This window comes from Robbsia andropogonis, from assembly GCF_000970345.1.
Classification (GTDB): domain Bacteria; phylum Pseudomonadota; class Gammaproteobacteria; order Burkholderiales; family Burkholderiaceae; genus Robbsia; species Robbsia andropogonis.
Genome location: NZ_LAQU01000030.1, coordinates 1 through 19,340, shown reverse-complemented (window position 1 = coordinate 19,340; position 19,340 = coordinate 1). Strand labels below are relative to the sequence as shown.

The 19,340-nt window shown below is 58.0% G+C and carries 19 protein-coding genes and 1 pseudogene; 6 read left to right on the top strand and 14 right to left on the bottom strand.

Annotation, left to right across the window (positions count from 1 at the left end; genetic code table 11):
* Positions 1–65: 65 nt before the first annotated feature.
* Complete coding sequence (locus tag WM40_RS20790) at positions 66–2,255, top strand: TonB-dependent siderophore receptor (protein ID WP_081765011.1); 2,190 nt, start codon at positions 66–68, stop codon at positions 2,253–2,255.
* A gap of 153 nt (positions 2,256–2,408) precedes the next feature.
* Entirely contained in the window at positions 2,409–3,230 is an 822-nt protein-coding gene (locus WM40_RS20785) for an SDR family NAD(P)-dependent oxidoreductase (RefSeq protein ID WP_046153849.1), read from the top strand.
* An 82-nt stretch (positions 3,231–3,312) separates the two neighbouring features.
* Here WM40_RS20785 and WM40_RS20780 read toward each other — a convergent pair whose 3' ends face one another.
* The 6 genes and pseudogenes from WM40_RS20780 to WM40_RS30300 all read right to left on the bottom strand — a co-directional run bounded on the left by WM40_RS20780 (position 3,313) and on the right by WM40_RS30300 (position 9,096).
* The gene (locus WM40_RS20780; RefSeq protein ID WP_082103061.1) at positions 3,313–3,882 is read right to left on the bottom strand and encodes a diacylglycerol kinase; all 570 of its coding nucleotides are present in this window, start codon (positions 3,880–3,882) and stop codon (positions 3,313–3,315) included.
* Positions 3,882–4,913, bottom strand: coding sequence for a glycosyltransferase family 4 protein (locus WM40_RS20775; RefSeq protein WP_024904306.1), 1,032 nt, complete (start codon positions 4,911–4,913; stop codon positions 3,882–3,884). The genes WM40_RS20780 and WM40_RS20775 overlap by 1 nt, the downstream gene beginning before the upstream one ends.
* 32 nt (positions 4,914–4,945) lie before the next feature.
* Positions 4,946–5,961: pseudogene (locus WM40_RS20770) on the bottom strand (UDP-2,3-diacylglucosamine diphosphatase).
* Between the two features lie 191 nt (positions 5,962–6,152).
* Complete coding sequence (locus tag WM40_RS20765; protein WP_157685878.1) at positions 6,153–6,623, bottom strand: response regulator; 471 nt, start codon at positions 6,621–6,623, stop codon at positions 6,153–6,155.
* Positions 6,624–6,881: 258 nt separating this feature from the next.
* On the bottom strand, positions 6,882–8,591 hold the full coding sequence (locus tag WM40_RS20760; RefSeq protein ID WP_046153865.1) for a methyl-accepting chemotaxis protein: 1,710 nt from the start codon (positions 8,589–8,591) through the stop codon (positions 6,882–6,884).
* Positions 8,592–8,922: 331 nt separating this feature from the next.
* Positions 8,923–9,096 carry a hypothetical protein gene (locus WM40_RS30300; RefSeq protein WP_157685098.1) on the bottom strand — a complete coding sequence of 58 codons (174 nt, stop codon included), beginning with the start codon at positions 9,094–9,096 and terminating at the stop codon, positions 8,923–8,925.
* 336 nt (positions 9,097–9,432) lie between these two features.
* On the opposite strand from WM40_RS30300, the gene WM40_RS20750 reads away from it, so the two are divergent.
* Entirely contained in the window at positions 9,433–9,645 is a 213-nt protein-coding gene (locus WM40_RS20750; protein ID WP_046153848.1) for a hypothetical protein, read from the top strand.
* A 61-nt stretch (positions 9,646–9,706) separates the two neighbouring features.
* On the opposite strand, the gene WM40_RS30935 is transcribed toward WM40_RS20750, so the two are convergent.
* Positions 9,707–10,345, bottom strand: a complete 639-nt coding sequence (locus WM40_RS30935) for a hypothetical protein (RefSeq protein ID WP_236693623.1) — start codon at positions 10,343–10,345, stop codon at positions 9,707–9,709.
* A gap of 244 nt (positions 10,346–10,589) precedes the next feature.
* Between WM40_RS30935 and WM40_RS20740 the strand changes: the two genes are divergently transcribed.
* Complete coding sequence (locus WM40_RS20740; protein WP_081765014.1) at positions 10,590–11,411, top strand: substrate-binding domain-containing protein; 822 nt, start codon at positions 10,590–10,592, stop codon at positions 11,409–11,411.
* A gap of 30 nt (positions 11,412–11,441) precedes the next feature.
* Here WM40_RS20740 and WM40_RS20735 read toward each other — a convergent pair whose 3' ends face one another.
* Complete coding sequence (locus tag WM40_RS20735; RefSeq protein WP_046153847.1) at positions 11,442–12,332, bottom strand: transcriptional regulator GcvA; 891 nt, start codon at positions 12,330–12,332, stop codon at positions 11,442–11,444.
* Between the two features lie 114 nt (positions 12,333–12,446).
* Here WM40_RS20735 and WM40_RS20730 point away from each other — a divergent pair, with 114 nt between their 5' ends.
* Together WM40_RS20730 and WM40_RS20725 are read left to right on the top strand one after the other, a co-directional pair.
* Positions 12,447–13,055, top strand: coding sequence for a chromate transporter (locus WM40_RS20730; protein ID WP_024904298.1), 609 nt, complete (start codon positions 12,447–12,449; stop codon positions 13,053–13,055).
* Positions 13,052–13,594 (top strand): chromate transporter, encoded by a 543-nt coding sequence (locus tag WM40_RS20725; protein ID WP_024904297.1) that lies wholly within the window; start codon positions 13,052–13,054, stop codon positions 13,592–13,594. Before WM40_RS20730 ends, WM40_RS20725 begins: the two co-directional genes overlap by 4 nt.
* Positions 13,595–13,642: 48 nt before the next feature.
* On the opposite strand, the gene WM40_RS20720 is transcribed toward WM40_RS20725, so the two are convergent.
* The 6 genes from WM40_RS20720 to WM40_RS20695 all read right to left on the bottom strand — a co-directional run.
* A complete protein-coding gene (locus tag WM40_RS20720; RefSeq protein WP_024904296.1) occupies positions 13,643–14,485 on the bottom strand; it encodes a glycosyltransferase family 2 protein in 843 nt (280 codons plus the stop codon).
* Entirely contained in the window at positions 14,478–15,482 is a 1,005-nt protein-coding gene (locus tag WM40_RS20715) for a glycosyltransferase family protein (RefSeq protein ID WP_236693622.1), read from the bottom strand. The genes WM40_RS20720 and WM40_RS20715 overlap by 8 nt, the downstream gene beginning before the upstream one ends.
* Positions 15,483–15,537: 55 nt before the next feature.
* Positions 15,538–16,617, bottom strand: coding sequence for a glycosyltransferase (locus tag WM40_RS20710; protein WP_046153845.1), 1,080 nt, complete (start codon positions 16,615–16,617; stop codon positions 15,538–15,540).
* Between the two features lie 190 nt (positions 16,618–16,807).
* Positions 16,808–17,689: a manganese catalase family protein gene (locus WM40_RS20705; protein WP_024904293.1), complete on the bottom strand. Its 882-nt coding sequence runs from the start codon at positions 17,687–17,689 to the stop codon at positions 16,808–16,810.
* 327 nt (positions 17,690–18,016) lie between these two features.
* Positions 18,017–18,466: a type II 3-dehydroquinate dehydratase gene (locus WM40_RS20700; protein ID WP_024904292.1), complete on the bottom strand. Its 450-nt coding sequence runs from the start codon at positions 18,464–18,466 to the stop codon at positions 18,017–18,019.
* A 15-nt stretch (positions 18,467–18,481) separates the two neighbouring features.
* Positions 18,482–19,340, bottom strand: an 859-nt coding sequence (locus tag WM40_RS20695) for an MFS transporter (RefSeq protein ID WP_046153844.1), incomplete at its 5' end; no start/stop codon positions are given.

Genomic DNA, 19,340 nt, shown 5'->3' with positions numbered 1-19,340 from the left:
CGCTGGTGCAAACCAGGCAGAGGTATGCCCGGGTTCGCGATCCCATCAAAAAGTACGAAGGAACCATGACTGTCTCGTCCACGCCCCATTGGATCATGCAGGGCTTGATCGCCGCCGGCTTGTCGACAGGCGCATACGCGGCACACGCGCAGGTCGCCTCGATCAGCAGCGCAACAACGGCAAACATCAACACGACCGACACGGCGCGCGCGCGGAAAGACGCTGCTACCACGAAGGATAGCGAAGCCCTTCCCGGCGTCTCCGTCAAGGCATCCACTCTCGGCAATGGCGCCAACTACGCAGGCAAAATCGTACAAACCGGGCAGTACCGCGGCCTCGACGCACTTGATGTTCCAGCGACAGTCAGCACCGTCACGCGCGATCTACTTGAAGCACAAGCGGCAACGGGCCTTTACGATGCACTGCGTAACGTTGCCGGAGTCGCACGCCAGCAATTAAGCGGGATTGCCTATGACCAGTTGACGGTACGCGGCATCACGCTGGACAACCGCGGGAGTTACTTCCTCAATGGCGTCCTGCCGATCGATAACAATATCTGGATGCCGATGGAGGACAAGGAGCGCGTCGAAGTCCTCAAGGGTGCCTCGGCGCTGTATTACGGCTTTACCGTCCCGGCCGGTATCGTCAATATGGTGATGAAGCGCGCAGGCGAAACGCCCGTGACCAGTGTTGGCACGGTACTGGATTCACATGGCTCGGCCGGGGTCAAGGCGGACGTCTCGCGCCGGTTTGGTCGCGATAACCAGTTTGGCCTGCGCGTCAACGCGATGGACGAACATGTCGAATCATCGATTGAGGGTGACAGAGGGTACCGGCGATTTGCCAGCGTGGCGGCGGACTGGCGTGTCAACAGCCGCCTGACATTGAAATACGATCTGGAACATATTGACCAGCGCATCGCCGAACAGGCGGGCATTACGCCACAGGCCGCCGTCAATGGCGTGATCACCCTGCCGCGGCTACCCAGCGCAACCACGCTGCTCGTGCCGAACGACAAAAAAACGAATGCAACTTCCACGGCGCAATTGCTACGCGCGGATTACAACCTCACGGATAACTGGTCGGCGAACTTCACGATTGGACAGTCGATCACGCAACGTGACCGCTGGCTGTGGATCATGCAGAAATACAACGTCAATACCGGCGCAGGCACTTTGCAGGGCAGCAAGCAGAATGGCCAGTTCTACGAGAACAAGGACGTGCGCGCGGAGGTCAACGGGCTGTTCAATACAGGGCCGGTCGCGCATGACGTCACGCTCGGTGTACAGGAAAACTGGCTATTCCAGCCCGATTTCACAACTTACTATTACACGGCAACGCAGAACCTGTACACCCCGAGAAGTATCACCGCCTTAACGGCGGCAGGATCAAAGGCGTTTTACGCGCAGCACGTACGTACGCGAGGCGTTTATCTTTTCGATCGCATCGCGTTGACGCCGAAGTGGGATTTCACCCTAGGTGCACGATATTCCGATTACCACCAGACGCAAGCGGGAACCGTCACGCAGGATGTGCACCGCACCTCGCCCTCGGCAAGTCTCGTCTTCAAAGTCACACCGTCGACCAGTATCTACGGCAGTTACGTGGAAGGATTGGAGTCACCCGGCAGCGCACCAGCCACGGCCAGTAATGCTTATCAGGTGCTGCCTGCCGCGGTGAGCCGGCAGGAAGAACTTGGCGTGCGACATCGCTTGTCCACGCAGGCCATGGTGTCGTTGGCCGTCTTCAATTTGCGGCAGCCCACCGCCAGCACCGATGCCACGGGTTACTACGGCTTGAGCGGCATGGGCCGGTATCGCGGCGTCGAGTTTGCCTTCCAGGGCGATGCCACGCAAAGGTTGTCGATTGTTCTCAGCGGCATGTACCTGAATTCCCGCCTGATGAACAATAGTGATCCAACAACAGACGGCAAGCGCCCGGAAAACACACCACGCTATACCGCCAGTGCCTTCTTGAATTACAAGGTTCCCCACTTGCCGGGCCTGTCATTGAATGGCGGTGCATACTACATCAGCTCCCGGCCGATCAATGATGCGAATCAGGCTTTTATCGGCGGTTATACCTTGTTTTCGGCCGGTGCACGTTATGAGACAACGTTATTCCGCAAACACGCATCGTTCCAGCTGAATGTCGACAATGCGTCAAACAAGCATTACTGGGCATCGGCCGGTTCAAGCCAGCTTGGCATCGGTCTTGAACGAACGATCACACTCACCTCGACAATTGATTTTTAGATACCCATCCAGGACGCGCCGAATAGCGTGACGCGTTGGCAATGCTTCGGGCCAGTGCGCCGTGACCCATGGACATCCGCCGTCCGACGTCTATCCGGGACCACTTCTTGCGAGTTCGCGCCATGACGGCCACTAGGTGACAGGAGAGACATCATGGATCTGGGAATCGGCAAACGCATCGCATTAATTACCGGCGGCGACTCCGGCATTGGTTTCGAATCGGCAAGAATGTTGCTTGAAGAGGGCACGACCGTCATCGTCAGTGACAAGGATCGTGACACGATAGAAGCGGCGGGTGAAAAATTACGGCGCTTCGCGAAGGAACAGACGCCGACGCAGCCGAAGGTATTTGCCGTCGCGGCGGATTTGACGGAGCCTGCATCGGTCAAGGCATTGCATGATACGGTTCTGAGCAAGGTCGGACAGCCGCAGATTCTCGTCAACTGTGCCGGTGTGACCGGCGCCACCGGCCTGTTTCATGAAATCGACGAAGAAGGATGGCGTACTACACTCGACATCGATTTCTTCGCCGCGGTGCGGCTGGTCAAAGCGTTCATCGAAGGTATGCGCGAAAGTGGCTGGGGCCGGATCGTGCTGACCGCTTCCGAAGATGCCGTGCAACCATATATCGATGAGTTGCCTTACTGCGCGGCCAAGGCAGCCGTCCTGAGCCTGACGAAAGGCCTCTCGAAGACCTACGCAAGGCACGGCGTGCTGGTCAATGCGGTATCGCCTGCGTACATCCAGACCCCGATGACCGACGCAATGATGCAGAAACGCGCGAAGGAAAAAGGCACGTCCTTCGACGACGCCGTGAGGACCTTCCTCAACGAGGAGCGTCCCTTCATCGAATTGAAGCGTAGAGGTCGCGTCGAGGAGGTCGCCGCCGCGATCGTCTTCCTTTGCTCCGAGCGCGCCAGCTTTGTCAATGGCAGCAACTACCGGGTCGACGGCGGTTCAGTAGCGACCATTTGATTTCCGCGTTAGGCGCTGCTCTCGTGATCTGCTCGATCAGAGGCAATGCCGGGACGAGTTCGGCCGCAGCGGCGACTAATACTCACCTGATGGTTGAAAGCCAGCCGGTGAGGCGGGGCAGCAGCCAGTCGCCTCCCCATTCCTGGCACCAATGCCAGACCCAGGGACCCGCGAGAATGCCCCATGTCATCAGGCATAGCCCTAGCGCCAACATCACGGCAGCGCTACCAAGATCCTTGGCACGGCGGGATAGCTCGTGATGCTCCAATGAAATGCGATCAATCGCGGTCTCGACGCCCGAGTTCAGCAGTTCCACGATCAGCACCAACAATACCGAGCCGATCAGCAGCACGTGCGCAATCGGTTCCACGGGGATAAACACCCCCATTGGCAAGAGGACCGCCGCCAGCGTCAGCTCCTGCCGAAAGGCGCTCTCCTCACGAATCGCCACCCTTACTCCGGCCACCGAGTTCTTCATGGCGTGCCAAGCCCGTGTCACGCCCCGATTACCCTTATATGGGTTAAACGGCAGCGGCGCACTTTCTGACGGGGGCGATGGCGCACGTGGTTTCCGCGCGGGCAACACGTCCGACGGACCAACAGCATCCGCTTTGTCGTCATCATCCGACCGTATCCGATGCATGGGATGCATCAGGCAGCCTGATGCACGTCTTGCGACGCAGCGGGTACCACAGGCTTCAGATGTGATGCGAATTGCTCCGACGCGGCCGCCCAGGAAAAGCGCTCCGCCCACGCACGCGCAGTGGCGCGATCAATCTGAACCGCGGCAAGGCACGCCTCACGTAGATCCTCACGCATTGCGCCTGCCGGACCGTCGGCCAACACATCGATAGGCCCGGTGACCGGGTAGGCTGCCACCGGCGTACCGCTGGCCAACGCTTCCAGCAACACCAATCCGAACGTGTCGGTGCGACTGGGGAAAACGAATACGTCCGCGCTCGCATACACCTCGGCCAGATCCGGCTGCGATAACACGCCGAGGTAATTGACGTCAGGATAGCGGGTCTTCAAGTCGGCCAACGCCGGACCGTCACCTGCCACCCATTTCGAGCCGGGCAGGTCCAGCTTCAAAAATGCCTCGACGTTTTTCTCCACCGCCACCCGTCCGACATACAGAAATATGGGATGCGCCGTGTTCAGCGCGTGCGCATCTTGGGGGTGGAAGATATCGAGATCAACGCCGCGAGTCCATAACACGACATTGCGAAAACCATAGTGCTCCAGATCATGGACCACCACCGGCGTGGGCGCCATCACCGCCCGCGATGGACCATGGAACCAGCGCAAGAATCGGTAGGTAAGGCCCACGGGAAGACCAAAACGTGCCTGCACGTATTCCGGAAAACGTGTGTGATAGGCAGTGGTGAATGGCAGCCCTTGCTTGATCGCGTAGCGTCGCGCGGCCATTCCCAACGGCCCTTCGGTGGAGATATGCAGCGCATCGGGTGCGAATTGGGCGATACGCGTCTCAAGACGCTGCTTCGGAAACAGTGACAGGCGAATTTCGGGATACGTCGGGCACGGGATGGTACGAAACTCGAGTGGCGTAAGCAGCTCGACCTGATGGCCTTGCGCGATCAATTCGCGCGTCGTGTTCTTCAACGTGCGCACAACCCCATTGACTTGAGGCTCCCACGCGTCCGTCACGATCATGATCTTCATTGACAAAGCATCCCCTGCAATCAGTTGAAAGGTCACACCGGCACCGACGTGGCGCGTACCGTGGTTTCAGACGAGTGCTTCACCGTCCAGTAGACGATCTTCAGCTCGCCTTCGAATGTCTCCACCAACGCGGACAGACTTTCCACCCAATCGCCATCGTTGCAATACAGCACCCCATCGATGTCGCGGATCTCAGCCTTATGAATATGACCACAGACCACGCCATCACAGCCCCGTCGACGCGCTTCGTCGGTCATCACTTGCTCGAAAGCCGAAATAAAATTTACGGCGTTCTTCACCTGGTGTTTCAAATATTGAGACAGAGACCAATATCCGAAACCAAGCTTGTTGCGGATGCGGTTGAACCACCGGTTCAGCACGAGAATCGCGGAGTACAAGTTGTCTCCCAGATAGGCAAGCCACTTAGCGTGCTGAATCACCCCATCAAAAAGATCACCGTGGACGATCCATAGACGTCGGCCATCGGCGGTCGTATGAAATGCCTCATCCCGCACCAGAATGTCACCGAACGCTATATCGCAGAACTGTCGCGCCATCTCGTCATGATTGCCTGGAACGTAGATGACATGTGTCCCTTTGCGTGCCTTGCGCAGCACCTTCTGCACTACGTCGTTGTGCGCCTGCGGCCAATACCATCCTTTTTGAGACGCCATCCGTCGATGATGTCACCTACCAGGTACAAATTTTCCGATTCGTTATGCTTGAGAAAATCCAGCAGGTAGTCCGCTTGACAACCGCTCGATCCCAAGTGGATGTCGGAAAGCCAGATGGTCCGATACAGGATCGGCGCCGGCTCCTGATCTTCGCCCTCTTTACCGGGCCCGTCAGTGTGCCTGTCGGCAGCCTGATGGGTGCCAACAGGGTCATGCCGTTGCTCGGACTCGTCTTGCGAAGGGATACGCGGAGACGACCTCGCGAATGCATCGGGAGCGGGGTCGCCGGTCCGGGCCGTAATACCGGTGTCGATGCCGGCATCAACACGAACTTGCGGACCTAAGAGTAATGCCGCGAACGGTTTCGGATCCATGGCATGCGCGTGAGTGGCAGTACCCGCATTGCGCCACTCGCATGAGACACGGTCATGGCATTTTCATGACGTTATGATGACGGTCACACGTTCTTCATCGTCGGCATTGCACGGGAATCGGTGCCTATTGCAGCGCTTCCGTCCTGCATCGGATCCCGCTCCCGCGGTCCGGCATGCTTGCAGGTTCGTGGTCAACTCGTCGTACGGACCGTCTGCAATGGTGGCGTAATGGCCGGCGGATCGAGGTCCGGCGGAGTACTTCCGGATGTATGCGGGCGAGGAAGTAAGTACTGGTCAATCAGTTGCAATAACGTATCGGCCAGATAGGGTTTTTCGAGAATCGCGGCAAACAACGGGGACTCGCGTTGCGCCAGCGTGGCATGCGCGCCACTGACAAGAATGATTGGCACGTCGTAGAGCAGGCGACTGGCCTTCATCTCGATGGCCAGCTCCAGTCCAGACATGCGCGGCATCATGAAATCCGTTACAACCACATCTGGACGCTGCTGCGCCATCAACGTCAACGCCGACACGCCATCCTCGCAACAAAGTACGCTGAAACCCTCGATCTCGAGCAGGCCCGCGAGCGCATCACGCACGGCGGGCTCGTCATCTGCGACCAATATCGTCATCTTGCTCGGAAACCGGCGGGTTACTGTCATAAAACGGTCAAGCGTATGTGAGGGCTCGGGCTTCATGGCTAAACTACGAGCAAATCCCGTACCCGCCTGGAACGTTAAGATTGTGTGCGGCGCAAGCCCCGATAGCGACTGGGTTACGCCGTATGGAAAGCAATGCAGACCATGCTAAAGACAGCGCTCTTTCTTTCAAACTTTGTCTATTGTAAAGCGCAAAATGGAATGACACGGGGGCAATGTAGTGGGCACGGGACTGAAAGGCGCCCCGTACTGTGTTCGTGCCTAGCGTCGCGTCAGACGGAACCGGTCAACCATGTCTTTCAGGGACTTCGCCTGGTCATCCAGAGACTGTGCCGCGGCCGCCGCCTGCTCCACGAGTGCCGCATTCTGCTGTGTACCTTCTTCCATCCGTTGCATCGCGTCGTGAACTTCGTCGATGCCAGCGCGTTGTTCTTGAGACACCGCCGCCATATCGTTCATGATGTCCGCAAACCCTTGGACCGATTGGACAATACGGTGCATTGTCGCACCCGCATCGCCGGCAATCGCCGACCCGCTAGACACCGACGCCGTGGATGCCTGGATCAGCGTCTTGATTTCCTTGGCCGCGGCCGCCGAACGTTGTGCCAGATTGCGGACCTCGCCCGCCACCACGGCGAAACCGCGCCCTTCCTGACCGGCCCGCGCCGCTTCCACCGCGGCGTTCAGCGCCAGAATATTCGTCTGAAACGCGATTCCTTCGATCACCCCGATGATCTTGCCGATATCCTGCGCGCTGGAGGCAATCCGTTCCATGGTCGTGACCACGCGCTGCACGGCATCACCACCGCGCTGCGCAACCTGGGACGCTTCATCCGCCAGCGCGCTGGCTTGCTGAGCGTGTTCCGCATTGCGTCGAACGGCGTCCGTCAGACGTTGCATGCTGGCGTCGGTCTGCTCCAATGCGCTGGCCTGCTGCTCGGTGCGCGTGGCGAGATGAGCGTTGCCCATCGCGATTTCTCCCGATGCAACGGTGATTGCCTCGGCACTGCTCGAAATCCCGGAAACCGTGGTCACAAGCTCGGCCTGCATATTCGACAACGCCCGCAGCATGCTGCTGTCGTCGCGCTTTTTGAGATATACCGACTCCGACAGATCGCCGGTCGCGATCCGGCTGGCGATCTGTTTTGCGTAGCCCGGTTCACCGCCCAGTTGCCTGGCGAGCCGTCTAACAACCCATTCGCTGACCAGGAACGCGACCGCCAACATCGCGATCGTCAGTACTATCAACGTGACATACGATGAACGATACACGCCGTTGGCGGTGTCCAACGTCGACTTGGCCATTTCCCCTTGGTGCGTGACAATCGCGCTGACCTGTTTTTCCACTTTCGTGGTTTCCAGCAACAACGCCACGTCCTGCGTGCCGACTTGCCAGTTCATTTGCGACAAGTCGAGTGACTGTGCCTGTACCAGCTTCACGAACGTATGCAGATGGTCACGCCACGCCGCCACCGCATCGCCCAGTGCTTTCTGCTCATCGACGGAGGTCTTCTCACCCGCTGCATAGCCTTGCAATGTCGCCTGTTCTTTCGCAATGGCCGCGAGCGATTTTTCGATATCCTCGCCTAGCTGCGTGCGCTCATTGGCCGTAGTGGCAGTCAGCAACATCTTTTGCGACCGGCTGGCGGCCAGCACGGCACCGCGCAACTCCTCAGCGGAGCGAGTTGCCTGATGCCCCTGGTCATAGACCGAGCCGACCGCCTGATTCAAGCGGCGCACTTGCCATATCGACATCGCGCCAATCGCGAGCGTACCGAGCAGGACCAATAGAAAAGCGAAGCGCAGCAAGGTCTTAACCGTGAGGCCATCGCCGGGCGACAATCGCGTCGCCGGCTTTTTCCTTGCCGCCGGAACGGACGTCCCACTTTTCGCTGTAAAGCCTTCAGACGACAACAATGCGTCCGCGCGTTGCCCCGGCGCGGACGATTGATGGATAGCGTGTGGCTGCATCAATGGCCTCAGTTTGATAGTCGATGACGGATGTCTCGGCGACACGCGCGGTGGCACCGACCGGTCCTTCATTCATCGACCCTCGCCCCAATCACATGCCAGCAGACAACATTCGCAGCAAAGGGTAAACCGTTATCGTAACGACGGTATGACGGTTTATGGCGCGTATCTGCGTCACATCCATTCTATTTGCCCCTAGGGCATTTTATAACCGACCATAAAGCACTAGACCACTGAAGAATTATTCGAATAAACAATCCGCGTGACCAATGGTGCTCGCGTGGTATATCAGGCAGGTAGCCGTAGGGCCGAGACTATTTACATAGTCGATTCAGGATCTCCGGCCGACCAGATAGCGTACGCCGTTGACACCAAACCACTCACGGTGCCGTGCTTCCTCGGTCAGATGAAAGATGTCCCCGCCGTGGTAGCCCTGCGTACCACCGCCGTTTTCGATCCGCACGGTCCCGTGCATCACCAAGGCCTTCGCCTCGAACGGATGCATGCCGACCAGCCACTTGAAACCAGGCCCATATACCGCAATTTCATAGGTAACAGAGCCTTCTGGTTGACACGCTCCTTCGCTTCTTTCTAATATCGCCACCCCGCGAGACAAATGCTTAAGAGCAAGCGTGCATTTCTTGAAAAGACGAAGCGGTCGGGCGTCGGCAGTGTCGGAAGGCATCGCTGGCGGTGCCATTGCCAAAACTGGATACGCGGCCGCGCCCGTGATCGACTACGCGAACAGTGCGAAGTCTGATGATAAGCCGCGTGCTTTCGATATCTCGTCGCCACAACGTCGCGAGAATATCGCCGCTGCTGCCTGGTGGCCGACCTGCATATGAGCACCGATGGCAAGGTCACCGTCAGCTTCATCATGCAGGTCGCGATGCGACACTGTCACTCAAGGACACGCAACGGTGTGGGCAATGCGAACGCCCGGATTACGCTGGCGCACGCCTATTTACATATCGCCTTCCAACACGTTCCCAGCGGTCATGACGAACGCTATGTCGACCGCACCGCGCGACGCCTGATCGCTGACCATCCCTGACCGGCTCGCCAGATTCGATCGTGCCGGCCGGCATCAACGCAGCCTAGGACAACGCGACGGATCAAGATGCGGTTTGCGCCGGACGGCCCGTCTTCACCGTTTCCAACGCCTTCACCGCCGCCACCAATTGCACGGACGGCATGGCCGCCAGCGCAGCCAACCCGGCGCGCAGCAATTCGCTCTTCTTCACGGCGATACCGGCATCGAGGCATTGCTGCTTCAAAGTCGTCAAGATCGCATATTCCGATTTTGGCATCGTGAAGCTGTCGCGAACGACCTTTTCCTTCTTCGCGCGCTTGGCCTTGGCCGGCGCGCCGACTGACGTATCAGGCACAGCGACTTCCGCGTTAGCCGTCTTTACAGTCTTGGCTTTCGGCTTTGGTGAAGTCTTTACCTGCTTGTGCACAACCTTCGTTGCCTTCTTTTGGGCGTTTTCGGTCGCCTTCGGCGCGTCCGGTTTTGCCTCGCTCGTCTTGCGCTGCGCCGTGACCGGGACTCCTTTCTTCCCCGCGGGCTTCTTTACGTCAGCCTTCTTCGCCGGTGCTGCGCCTGCCGGGTCGATATCGCCAAGCGTAGCGGCTGGTTTTTGGGTGGAAATCATCAGGGGGCTCCCGTAAATAGAATAAACAATATAAACAGTATATACCGTTTCTTGAATAGAAAAACATACTGCAAAGTTATCCACAATTTCTGTTGGCAAGGGTGTGGGTAAATCGCCCACAAGCTGCCTAAGTATCTGAGTGCTCTGGCAAACCGCGCGCTGTCATCGCGCCGTCAAAAAATAGGCTACACCCCACCAGGCAACTATTGCCGTATCATTGTTCTATTAAAAACCCATATTGGAGACTGGGATGTTGCAAATGCGCCTTTCCATCTGCACCAAAACAGCGCGCAGCGCCCCGGCGACGCCCCGCCGGGGCGAGGTACCCCGCAGCGTGCCACGTATGCTCGGGCGAAGATTTCCCCTCTTGATCTGTGCATTGGCGTTGTCCGGTACCGGCGCGACCTTGGCTCATGCACAAGGTGACGCCGTGCCGCAAGCTGCCAACCGCGAGGTCACCACGCTGCACGTAATGACCTCAGGTGGATTCACCGCAGCCTATAGGGCGCTCGGACCGGCGTTTACGCAGGACACAGGGGTCGGGCTCGACACGATACTCGGACCGTCGATGGGGGACACACCACAAGCCATTCCAAAGCGTTTGGCGCGCCACGAGCCAGCGGACGTCGTGATCATGGTCGGCTATGCATTGGACAAATTGATCCAGGAAGGGAAAATCGTACCCGGTTCTCGCGTGGAATTAGGGGATTCGAGGATCGGTCTGGCGGTGCGCGAAGGACAGCCGACGCCCGATATTTCAACGGAACCAAAATTGAAGGCGACGTTGTTGCACGCGAAGTCAATCGCCTATTCCGATAGTGCCAGCGGTGTTTATCTGAGGGACGACCTGTTCAAGAAACTCGGCATCGACCGCCAAATCGCCAGCAAATCGACGATGATTCCCCGCACTCCGGTAGCCGAGGCCGTTGCGGAGGGTAAATATCAGTTGGGCTTCCAGCAAGTCGCAGAACTGTTGCCCGTCAAAGGCATCACCTTCGTGGGCCGTATCCCGGAAAAAGACCAATCCGTGACCCGCTACGCGGCAGCGATCCCCATCGATTCGACGCATCCCGTGGAAGCCCATGCGTTACTCGCGTATCTTGCCTCGCCGGACGTGCAATCGGTGATACGCAAGACCGGTATGGATTCGATCGCGGGTCGTTGACGTCATCCTGTACCGGCGGCGGCACCTAGGTCAAGGTTCCGCCGGCTGACGGGCCTGTGTTTCCAACCACCGGCAAAACTGCACCACCAAGGGCGCATCGGCCACTTCACGGCGCGCGACCCACCAATAGCCACGTGCATCGCGTTGCGGGCCCGCAAGGGGCGCCACCAATCTACCCGATGCCAGCTCATCGTCGATCAACGGCAGCGGACCCAACGCTACCCCGAGCCCATCCACCGCGGCTTGCAACGTCAGATAAAAATGGTCAAACGACTGACGCTTGCGACTCTTTGTCTTGGCACCCGCGACATCGAGCCAATGAAGCCAGGCGTCCGGGCGAGTATCCGAGTGCAGCAGCACATGCTTTGCCAGATCGTCGGGGCTTCGGATGGGTATGCGTTCGAGCAAGGCGGGGCTACAGACCGGCAACTCACTCTCTTCCAGAAAATGGCCACTTGCGCAATTCGGCCAGTGTGCCGGACCGCGACGGACGGCGACGTCAAAATCATCGATTACATCGACCGGTGTATTCGACGTCGCCAGTCGCAACTCGACATTCGGGACCATACGTTGAAACTGCGACAAACGCGGCAGCAGCCATTTCATTGCAAACGTCGGAAGCGCATTCACCCGAAGAACGTGTACTACACCCGTATCACGCAACCGATCCGTCGCGATTGCGATGTCGTCAAACGCGCGCTTTACCGCAATCAGGTATTCCCGCCCGGCGTCAGTCAGGCGCACCCGTTTGCCATGCCGATGAAACACCGGGATACCAACCGCGCTTTCGAACGCGGCCACCTGTCGGCTGATTGCACCGTGCGTCACATGCAATTCCGTTGCGGCCGCAGTAAAGCTTTCGTGCCGAGCGGCAGCTTCAAAGGCGCGAAGCGCGGAAAAAGGGGGCAGTCGTCGATTCATTCTTGTGATTTTAACTCACAAAGTGCTGCCGAGAAATCGTTTTGCTTGCGCGGCGGAGCGCGTTACGCTTGGGACCAGCGTGACCAATAGCACCACACCGATAGAAATGGCACCATGACCGCTCCCACTCCGCATTCCCTGCCTGATTCCGCCGTAGAGGGCGGGCCAACACCCACCACCCGTGAATTATTCCTCGGCTTCCTCGGGCTCGGCCTGACATCGTTCGGTGGCGCTTTACCGCTGGTTCGCCGTACCGTCGTGGAGCAACGTCGATGGTTGTCCGCCTCTGAATTCACCGAACTACTCGGGCTCTGCCAATTCCTGCCCGGTGGCAACGTCATTAATCTGTCGGTAGCACTCGGGATGCGTTTTCGCGGCTTGCGCGGCGCTCTCGCCTCTATTGTCGGACTGATCGCCGGACCGTCGCTGATCGTGATTGCGTTGGGGGTAATCTATGAACACACGCAAGACAACCCCCTTGTCGTCCATCTGTTTGCCGGGCTCGCCGCCGCCGCGGCCGGTCTGCTCGTCGCCATGTCCGTCAAAGTGCTGTGGCCGTTGCGTACATCGCCGATCGCGCTGAGCATTGCCGCGGCGGGATTTGTCGCCATTGCCCTGCTGCGCCTGCCGCTGCTGCCGACGATGATCGTCCTGAGCGTGGCCAGCCTGTTGGCAACCTGGATCATTACGAAGCGCGAACGTGCCGCGGAGGAGGAGAAATGATCGCAACCTTGATTTCCTTGGCAGTGATCTTCGGACAGTTATCGTTACTGGCGTTTGGCGGCGGTAATACGATCCTTCCCGAGATGCAGCGGCAAGTCGTTGAAGTACATCATTGGATGTCGGCAGCCGAATTCAGCGCGCTGTTCGCACTGGCACAGGCCGCCCCGGGTCCGAACATGATGGTCGTGACGCTGGTGGGTTGGCATGTCGCGGGCTGGTGGGGCGTACTCGTCACGTCGCTTGCCAAATTCGGGCCGTCGTCGATCGTGACCTTGATCACACTGCATGCATGGAACCGGTATAAGGATCGGCCATGGCGCAAGATCGCGCAGAAAGCGTTGATACCCGTCACAGCCGGATTAGTCGGTGCCAGCGCGCTATTGATCTCGGAGGCGTCCAACACCACGTGGTTCGCCTGGGTTATTACCGCCGTTTGCGCCGGACTGTCACTGCTGTCGCCCAGCCGGATTCGCCTGCATCCGCTCTGGCTGCTTGGCGGCGGCGCCTTGGCGGGATTGTTGGTGTTGCCGATTATTTGAGGAATGCATCATTTGCGCCGGTAGTGCGCCAACGCCATCTTCCCGTGCTCAGAAACCATTTCGCGTCTGGTTCATACACGCTGCGATCTCGTGGTCCGATGGAAGCCGAATCCGCTCGACGTGCTCTGAAAGCATGCGGATATACCCTCTCTCTTCAAAGGCGTCCAACCACCCTCGCATGGGCCAGACACCCCATATCCGTCGGAACACCTCCGCGTTATTGACGATATCGACAAGATGGTTGAGCGGTGGGTCATACGTGCGATGGTATTGATGGAAGGCCAACGCGGGCGAGGACACGAGCGCAACACCCTGCTGTCGCGCACGATAACTGAAATCAGTATCCTCACCGCCATACCCTCGGTATCGCAAGTCAAACCCACCTATTTTGTCAAATACCGTCTTCGTGCAAGCGAAATTCAACGACCAGAAGAGCGCATACGGCATCTCGCCACCGCCCGTGCGGAAGGCATGCAGGGGATGCTCGCACGCAACAGATTGCAAGTGCGCAACGGTGGCAGTTGATGCATCGACATGCGCCGGTAAATAACGCACCTCTCCTTGGTACAGCGCACCCGGTGCGTCTCTCATCGCCTTGACGTAACGACCCACGAGTTCCGCGTTCGGGATGCAGTCGACATCCAGGAAGATGCGTTCTGGATAGGTAGCGGAAGACGCCGCGATATTGCGTGCGGCCGCAAGCGGCAACGTGCCCTCACCAGATACTTCCAGGGACACTATCGGAAAACACCGGCTTTTCCGAGGCTGCGCTTTCTCGTTCATATGAACGACAATCACCTCGTCAGGCTTGACTGCACTGTTTTCAAGCCCAGCCAATACATTATCGAGATGGCGGGGCCGTCCGTGCACCAATGTAAGAACACTAACCATGGCGAGAGCCTGTGAAGTTTTGCTGCCAGGTCGAGGCTGCAATCCGTATCGCACGGGCGGCATTCATTGCGCCATCGTGCGAGGCCAGTCGGTCCCATTGATGCGTATCGAGCAGCGAAGCACGCTGCAGCAATGCGGGCCAATCGCCGGCGTCCGGCCATCGCGGGCAGGAAATTGCAACGCCCAGCCGCATCAAGGCACAAGCGGTCGAGACCTGCTCATCAAAAGGACGTACTTCAGGAATCGCAATATAGCGACAGCGCAAGACGGCCATTTCAGCGACCACGCTATCACCCGCGGAACCAACGACGATCATGGCCTGGCTCAGAAAAGGACGCGGATCATCGATGATGCCTTCGATCGACACATTGGCAGGACACGCCGCAATGCTTACGTCAAGCGGACCGAGCACCGACCAGTGCCAATCTGGTGTTGCGACAGCGGCAGCGCGAACCTGTTCAAACGTCAAATTGGTACCACCATGACCGATAAGCACAACCACCGTCCGTGCCGGAGACGGTAACGTGCGCGGCGGGTTCGCGAACCGGCAGATGAAGCCCGTATAAATCGTCTTGTCTTCCCATTGCCCGCGCCCGTCGCGAAGCGCCAATGCTTTTGGAAGAGGCGCGACAAGTTTCTCGGCGCTACCATATGCCAATTCATGCGGCAGATCGTCACGCTCACCGTTTTGCCGGATGTAAATCGTTGGCACCGAACAGAGTCTCGCAAATAGCGCAACCTCCACCGAGACATCGACGACCAGCAAGCAGGGCCACTCGGCACGAAACCACTTCGCCAACACGCTCATCCGCCCTGCGATATCGCGTAGTCCGGTTGGCGCATAGTGAAAGCTCGGCACCGCCGCAAAATCGACGGGCGTTTCCTGAGCGATATCAAGTGGTAGCAAGCAAGACCTTATCCGACTATTTACGTGATCAGGCAGCGTCGCGCTGCTGAAAATGGTTACCGGATGGTCCATGCAATTCGCGATGGCCATCGCGCGTCTTAGGTGCCCGCTACCGTGATGATGGGCGTAATAGCCAATCGAAACCTCACGCATCGACTACCGCGCTTTGTTGCATGGTTGCGCTCAGGAGACGCTCGTAGCTTTCAAACATGGCCGCTTGCCGCCAACGTGATTCGGCGATGAGACGACAATCCGCACGAGATAGACACATCGCCGCCAGGGCCGCCTTGGCTAATCCGGCAACGTCGCCCGGCGGGGCAGTGAAGCCCGAATCGGCCGTCAAAAGCTCAGGTATCGCGCCTCTTGCAAACGCCGCGACAGGCGTGCCACATGCCAGTGATTCGGCAACAACAAGCCCGAATGGTTCGTCCCAGCAGGGCGTCACGAAACACACGCTCGCGCGCTGAAGACGTTCAATCAGATCGGCTCGCGCCAAGTGACCGATATAGCGGGCCCGATCGTTCAGCCGCGGTGCAATCTCCGCCTGAAAATAAGCCTCGTCTGTCGCCTGACCGACGATCTCAATGGAAAGGCCGGCAAGGCGCGCGGCGTCAATGGCGAGATGGGCACCTTTGTCGGGCACTAAACGACCAAACCAAATGGCATGCTCATAGGTGGATGAACCGCCGGGCCTCCACACTGAAAGATCGATGCCGTTCGCGACGACATCGCAATGTGGTACCCATTTTCCCCAACTTCGTGCATTCGCATTCGAAACCGTTGCAAACCGCAATCTCGATTTACGATGTACACCGGAGATTGCATTTACGAGTTCGAAAAACGGAGGCGTATGCAGAACGGTGAGCATCGGGGTTGCTATAAGCGATGCCATCGTCAAGGGAACGTAATGGAGCGAATTATTGAATACGACGTCGAAATTTTGATTGTCGAGGCGCTGCATGCATGTCATGTACGCGACATGCTCATCCAGGTATTCCTTGAAAAAAGCTTCCCTTGCCCCTCTGATACCGGATGCGGCGTAATTTTCATCGTCGAGAATCGCGACATGATGCAGCTCCGGCGCCGAACCTGAACTGGCAAAAAGCGTGACATCATGTCCCCGACGGCGCAAGCCCAATGTTATGTCATACGTGAACGACTCCAGCCCGCCTGCGAAGGGCTGACGTATCGGATGTTTGATATGCGTAAGCATTGCAATGCGCATTGCTATTTTTCTCGTTCGTGGATCACATCGCAACGGGAGACCGGCAAGCGATGCGGACGTCCGGGATGGGCGCCGCCAAGCATGCAGATCCTGTTTCCTGTTCTCCAATAAAAGGACGCGGTACCCAAGGGGCGAAGATTGCGTGAGATGGGCCTACTGCCCCCCCCACGCCTTTCTCAATGACTTGCGACTACAGCGATTTCTGTACGGCCTTGCCCGATCCTAGATCCGCCCCGGTAATCGGAGCAGCTTTAGGGTTGGATGCCGTCCGGGCAGCCATCGCTTCCAACGCGGCAACGTCGTTTGGCGCGCCATTTACCATCGCCTTGCCATTGCCACCATCCACCGCCGGCTCCGGCGACGCCACGAACTCCCAATCCCCTCCCGAATTCCATGGACCCCGCACGTCATCCTCCGATGACATGTTGTAGTAGACGCTCGTGAACTCTGGTTTGCCGGGCAACTTTCCTTGCGGGAAATTCGGCTGAATCGAATGCAAGGCTTTTTCGAAGGACTTCTGATGCGCAATTTCGCGCGTCATCAAGAAACCCAAGGCATCCTTCACACCCGCATCATCCGTGACATTGATCAGCCGCTCGTAAATAATCTTCGCACGCGCTTCCGCCGCGATATTCGAGCGGAGATCCGCCGTGGGCTCACCTATCGTATCGACATACGCCGCTGTCCATGGTGTGCCAGCCGAGTTGGTAAGTGCAGGACCGCCACCGTAAAGCAAGGACGTGATATGTGAATCATTACCGCCGCCCGTCATGGCGCGATAAAGCGTCGCTTCTTCTTCCACGCCCTCGGCAAGCTGGCCTTTTGCGCCTTTATTCAACATCGCGACCATCGAGCCGATAATCTCAAGATGGCTGAGTTCTTCTGTTGCGATATCAAAAAGCAGATCTTTTCGACCCGGATCGTCCTCTCCCACCGCTTGGGTGAAATAACGGCACGCCGCCGCAAGTTCACCTTGCGGGCCACCGAACTGCTCCAGCAAGAGATTTGCCAAACCCGGATTTGCGCCTGCAACCCGTACCGTGTATTGCAGACGTTTGTTGTGCATGAACATGGAGACACTCCTTTCAAAGGCGTTGGCGTTGCATGCTCGCGACACCAACTACCGTTAGAGGGAAGCGAGCGCGTAACGCGCTTCGCCGGTCTCAGGCGTCAGCCTGGCGTACGCAGCCTACGTCTGGCTACTGTGTAAAGTGGTACGCTCATATCGCACGGAACGTTCCCGAACCGTAACTTTCAGCGCGATGGATCAAAACAGAAAAGGCCGTGCACATGCGGTCGGCCATTATCTGATCATATTGCGTCACGCCTTGCGTCGTGACACACCACGATCCGGCACGCAAACGGAATAACCCACCCCTATCTGTACTAAACTTCGCCCTCAGCCTCGTGAAACGTGCAAAGCGGTTGAAACGGCACGCATCGCCAGCAAATAGCCGTCGGTCCCCAGTCCGCATATGACGCCGCGGGCGGCAAGCGAGATAAGGGAATGTCGATATGGCTCATCTCGCTGGTGGATGTTGGTAATGTGCACCTCAATCACGGGTCGGCGGATCAGCTTGACGGCATCCAGCACCGGAATGGACGAGAACGAAAATCCAGCTGGATTGATGATAACGGCAGCGTCGGCTTCAAACGCTTCCTGCAGCCAGTCGACCATCACGCCTTCGTGATTTGTTTGTCGAAAGTCGCACTGCAGGTCAAGTTCGCGCGCAAGCGCCTCGGTCCGCGCTTTTACTTCCGCCAGCGTCGTCGTACCGTACAAATGCGGCTCGCGCTTTCCAAGCATGTTGAGATTCGAACCATTCAGCACATATACCCGAGGTTTCATCTTTTTTCCTGCGTATCAATGAGAGTGGGACTGGATCGCGTCGTGCGCGGAGGAACCCATCACCGCCACCTTGGAATCAGCGCGGTTCATATCGATGCCCAGGGTTTCCGGTGCCGTAAGAATAGCGACGAGAGAGATGACGTTCAGCACGACGCAAACCGCCACCACACCCCATGGCGATCCATTGCAGACCGCAAACAACCAGACCGCCAGCACGGGCATGGGACCACCGGCGATCAAGTTCGCCCCCGTATAGGCAAGCGCCGAACCTGAATACCGCACATTCGTTGGAAAAGCCTCGGCAAAAGCAACCGGCTGAATGCCGCTCTGGAATTGCGTAAAACCGAGAAAGAATCCCATCGCAAGCAGCATGAGGAAGAAGTGCCTTGTATCGAGGATCTGAAAGTACAAAAAGAGCATCAACAAGGTCATGCACGACCCCAATGCAAGCGCCTTCCGGCGTCCGATACGGTCGCTCAACATGCCCCCGGCAAGCGCCCCGACGATCGCACAGATGTTCGCGCCCATCAGCAAAAGGAAGCCTGTTTGTTTCGGGACCGCCAAAGTCTTGGTCACGTAGCTGAGCGAAAACACCACGATCAAATAGAAAATGGCCGCCGGCCCACAAAAAAACAACATCCAGCGCAACACGGTTCGCCAATGCAGGCGTAATGCATCGCGCAAGGGATGCCCGACTTGCACGACCCCGGTCTTGCGCAGCGCTTCAAATGCTGGCGTTTCACTCACCCGCAAACGGATATAAACACCGACAATGACGAGAACAAAACTCAGGACGAAGGGAATGCGCCAACCGTATCCATCGAAGGCCTCGGCGGACATGAGCGATGACAGGGCAAGCAGTACCCCGTTTGCC